Source organism: Arthrobacter sp. 05L45_2 (genome assembly GCF_056397525.1).
The window spans coordinates 1-3,718 of record NZ_JBFTNO010000249.1; the positions used below are offsets into that span (position 1 = coordinate 1).

Annotated in this window: 6 protein-coding genes; 3 read left to right on the forward strand and 3 right to left on the reverse strand. The window is 66.9% G+C overall.

What is annotated here, in order from left to right:
- Window positions 1-684 precede the first annotated feature (684 nt).
- Together AC1DHD_RS14830 and AC1DHD_RS14835 are read left to right on the forward strand one after the other, a co-directional pair.
- On the forward strand, window positions 685-1,143 hold the full coding sequence (locus AC1DHD_RS14830) for a hypothetical protein (protein WP_476880449.1): 459 nt from the start codon (window positions 685-687) through the stop codon (window positions 1,141-1,143).
- A gap of 3 nt (window positions 1,144-1,146) precedes the next feature.
- Complete coding sequence (locus tag AC1DHD_RS14835; protein WP_476880450.1) at window positions 1,147-1,722, forward strand: hypothetical protein; 576 nt, start codon at window positions 1,147-1,149, stop codon at window positions 1,720-1,722.
- Between the two features lie 25 nt (window positions 1,723-1,747).
- Here the strand turns inward: AC1DHD_RS14835 and AC1DHD_RS14840 are convergent, their stop codons facing one another.
- Both AC1DHD_RS14840 and AC1DHD_RS14845 read right to left on the reverse strand, forming a co-directional pair.
- Complete coding sequence (locus tag AC1DHD_RS14840; protein ID WP_476880451.1) at window positions 1,748-2,146, reverse strand: TFIIB-type zinc ribbon-containing protein; 399 nt, start codon at window positions 2,144-2,146, stop codon at window positions 1,748-1,750.
- A 42-nt stretch (window positions 2,147-2,188) separates the two neighbouring features.
- Window positions 2,189-2,815 (reverse strand): FMN reductase, encoded by a 627-nt coding sequence (locus AC1DHD_RS14845; protein ID WP_476880454.1) that lies wholly within the window; start codon window positions 2,813-2,815, stop codon window positions 2,189-2,191.
- 151 nt (window positions 2,816-2,966) lie between these two features.
- Between AC1DHD_RS14845 and AC1DHD_RS14850 the strand changes: the two genes are divergently transcribed.
- Window positions 2,967-3,389 (forward strand): DUF1801 domain-containing protein, encoded by a 423-nt coding sequence (locus AC1DHD_RS14850; protein ID WP_476880452.1) that lies wholly within the window; start codon window positions 2,967-2,969, stop codon window positions 3,387-3,389.
- 107 nt (window positions 3,390-3,496) lie between these two features.
- On the opposite strand, the gene rplI is transcribed toward AC1DHD_RS14850, so the two are convergent.
- The coding region (gene rplI, locus AC1DHD_RS14855) for a 50S ribosomal protein L9 (protein ID WP_476880453.1) at window positions 3,497-3,718 on the reverse strand (222 nt) is incomplete at its 5' end.

Genomic DNA, 3,718 nt, shown 5'->3' on the forward strand with positions numbered 1-3,718 from the left:
ATGTGTTACTGACAAAACTGCCGTCCTTCATTGTGCCGGCGGAAAATTGTTCCGCGGCGGGTAAGCCCTGCGTGGTGAAGCCTGTGGCGCGAAGTGCGGCCACTGGAGGAGGGCCGCGGTACGGCCGCGCCCCGGCCTCCGCCGTTTACTGTCTATCAGTGGCCACCGACTCTTTGCCGTGCACCCTGACGTCCGGACCCGGCCTGCGGCCCGGACCTGCGACACCTGGGCGTGGAGTGGTGGCCCTGTGCGGGCGGCAGTTTCCACGGCCGAAATCCGCGCTGCCAACCTGGTCTCCCGCTACGGTATCGCCCGTTGCCACCCCCACCAACCCGGCCCGGAGACCCACTTGTGGATAACTTGTGGACTACCGCCCCGTGCTTGTGCACAGCCTGTGGGTACAACTGTGGATAGCAAAATTGTTTTACCCCAAATATGGCTCTGACATGCGAAAACGCCGCCTTTTCCCTGTGGAGGACAAATAGTTATGGGAAATTTTCATCCACAGCCAGCATGCCCGGACTGGGGATAGCGGCATCCCCGGCGCACCATATACCGGGCCGAACATGCGAATTTTATGATGGCTGTCACGCCGCARGAGATTTTGCGGCGATGACTGCCGCCGCGTGTATACGACGCCGAGAATATGCTGTGGATAACCCGCAACTGGCATAAGCTGTGGCCATGGGCGATGTCTTGATTGTCATACTGCCTGCCCTGATCCTGGCGGGCGTTCTCTGGGCCGTCTCGGCGGCCCTCAAGCCGCGCAATTTCGGCATCTCTGACGCCGAGCGGTACCAGCTGGAACTCGCCATGCGCTCCCGGGCCCACTATGAGGCCCAGGTCAAGGCGGCCACTGCGGCCCGGGCCCGGGTGGACGCGGCGACCCGGCCCAGCCAGAATGAACAGCAGCAGTCGCAGCAGGCCGAGCACGCCCGCGCCGCTGCGGGCTATCAGGGTGCCGGTCGTCAGGGCGCCGGCTATCCCGGCGCGGTGCTGCCCGGCGGACAACTAAGTCCCCAGTTCACCCTCCAACTCCAGGCCCTGGCGCGTTCGGGGCACAAAATCCAGGCCATCAAACTGCTGCGCCAGGCCACCCGCGCGGATCTCCTGACCGCCAAGAATTACGTAGATCGGCTGTAGTCCATGGAAGCCCTGCTCATCCCCATCCTGATCCTCGCCGTTGTGGGCGTCGCCGTCGTTCTGGGCGCCCGGGCCCTGTCCCGTCGCCAGCCGAGCTCCCGCCCGGACGCGGAACCGCAGCCCGGGCGCAACTCGGTGGAGCTAGCGCGTGCCGCCGCGTCCCGGCTGGATCAGGAGCAGCACCGCCGCGTGTATGCCCTGATAGCCCAGGGACAGGCCATGGCCGCCATCAAGCTCTACCTGGAGTCCACCGGCGAGGGTCTCCGCGCCTCACGGGATGCGGTGGGTGCCCTGGCCGCGCACCCGCAGCCGTTCCGCCCCCCGGAGGCGCCCGAGCAGCCGGCTCACGATGACGATGATGACTCACCGCAGCGGTTTCCCTACCGCTACCGGGCGATTGCCAGCAAAGGCGACGTGACGCGCGAAGTCAGCAGCAACATGCTCAACGACGAAATCTACGGGCGCATCCGCACGCTGGCCCGGAGCGGCGAAACCGAGGCAGCCGCTGCGGCCCTGACCCGGCACTCGGACATCTCGCTGAAGCAGGCCCAGGAGTTCATCGCCCTGCTGGAGGACTGATCAGTCCGTTCCGGCAGCGGCGCAGCTAGAAGTCGAACAGCTCCCCCAGCCAGCCTTCCTTCTTCTTCGGCCTCCGGCGGTCGTCATAGCGGGGCTGGTCGTACCGGGGCTGGTCGTATCGCGGGCGATCGCGGCGATCGTCCCGGTGCCGGTCGTCGTAGCGCCGTTCGTCCGGCCGGCGCTCCCCGCTCCGCGGCTCAAGGTGGTAAAGCGGCGGCGGCACCTGGGCCGCCGGCGGCGGCACCGGGGCGGGCGCGGAAGCCGCCGCGGCTCCCCCGGGCGCGCCGAAGGACTCCGAACGGTCGATGATCTTGTCTAGCTCCCCCCGGTCCAGCCACACGCCGCGGCACTGCGGGCAGTAGTCAATCTCCACGCCGCCTCGTTCGCTCATCACCAGGTCTACGGAATCCACAGGACATTTCATGTCCCGGACAACGAACCCCGGGCCCGAATAGTTCGCTGCCGGCTACCGGCCGCCCGAGATCCCGGCGAGCAGCTGCTCAAAGGGCAGGGATTCGACCGGCGCCTGCCGGGTGTGCGGCTGGGTGCCTTCGAGGAGACCGGTGAACTCCCCGGCGGCCCGGTCGATCCGGACAGAGAGCGGGGACCCGCCGTCGCCCGCGGCGCCCCAGTCCTGCGGGCCAGCGAACACCCCGGTGGCCGCAATCCTGGTGCGGAGGTAGCTAAAGAGCGGCCGCATGGCGTAGTCAAGCACCATCTGGTGCCGGTCCGTGCCGCCCGTGATGCCCAGCAGGACGGCCTTGCCCTCGAGGGACTTGGGATCCAGTACGTCAATGAACGACTTGAACAGGCCACTGTAGGAGGCGCTGAACACCGGACTGACGGCGATGATGCCGTCGGAGGCCTCGACGCCTGCGATGGCCTCGGCGAGGCGTGGTGCCGCGTAACCGGTGACAAAGTTGTTGGCGATCTCGACCGCCAGATCACGAAGCTCGACCACGTCGACCGTCACGGCATAGCCCGCCGCGGCGAGCCGCTGTTCCGCGGCGGCGGCCAGCTGGTCCGCGAGAAGGCGGCTCGACGACGGGACGCCGAGTCCGGCGGAGAGAACGGTTATGCGGCGGCTTTCCACGGTGTACTCCTGTGCCTGGTTCCTGGGGAACTTATCTACATGCATTTGCATCTACCTGTAGAAGCTGTGGCCCGCCGGCTTTATTCCCGTTCTGCCGTGGGGCCGCCCCGGACCCACGAACAGTCCCGCCGCCATCTGCGAGACTGCCTGTATGGCGGAAAACAAGACCCAGGCAACAGGGGAGTCGGTGGCCGGTTTCCTGGCCGCCGTCGAACACCCGGTCCGGCGGGCGGACGGATTGCGACTGCAGTCCCTGATGTCCCGCATCACCGGCCAGGAGGCACAGATGTGGGGGCCCAGCATTGTGGGCTTCGGCCGTTATCACTACCGCTACGCAACCGGACGGGAGGGTGAGGCCCCGGCAGTCGGCTTCTCGCCCCGGAAGTCCAGCCTCTCCCTCTACGGACTTACGTACGGGCCCGAATCCGTCGAACTGCTCGGCCGCCTTGGGAAACACCGGACCGGCGCCGGGTGCCTGTACCTCAACAAACTCGACGACGTCGACGTGGCGGTCCTCGAAGACCTGATCAGGCTCGGCTACCGGCACGTCACCACAGTGCTGCACCAGCCCTGACCCGGCGGCCGCGCACAACGTCCGCCACATGCAGGAGGCCCCCGCGTCCGGTTCCCTGAGGAATCCGGAGGCGGGGGCCTCCCGTGCAGTTCAGCGAGTCCTGGGGACTACTTGCCTGCCACTACGTCGAGTTCGATCACAGCGGAAACGTCGTCGTGGAGACGGACGTTGGCCTGGTAGGAACCGGTCGACTTGATGTGAGCCGGCAGTTCAACCTTGCGCTTGTCGATGCGGCCGAGACCGGCGGCCTCAACAGCGTCCGCCACGTCGGCCTGCTTGACGGTGCCGAACAGACGTCCGGTCTCGCCAGCCTTGACGACCAGCTTGAC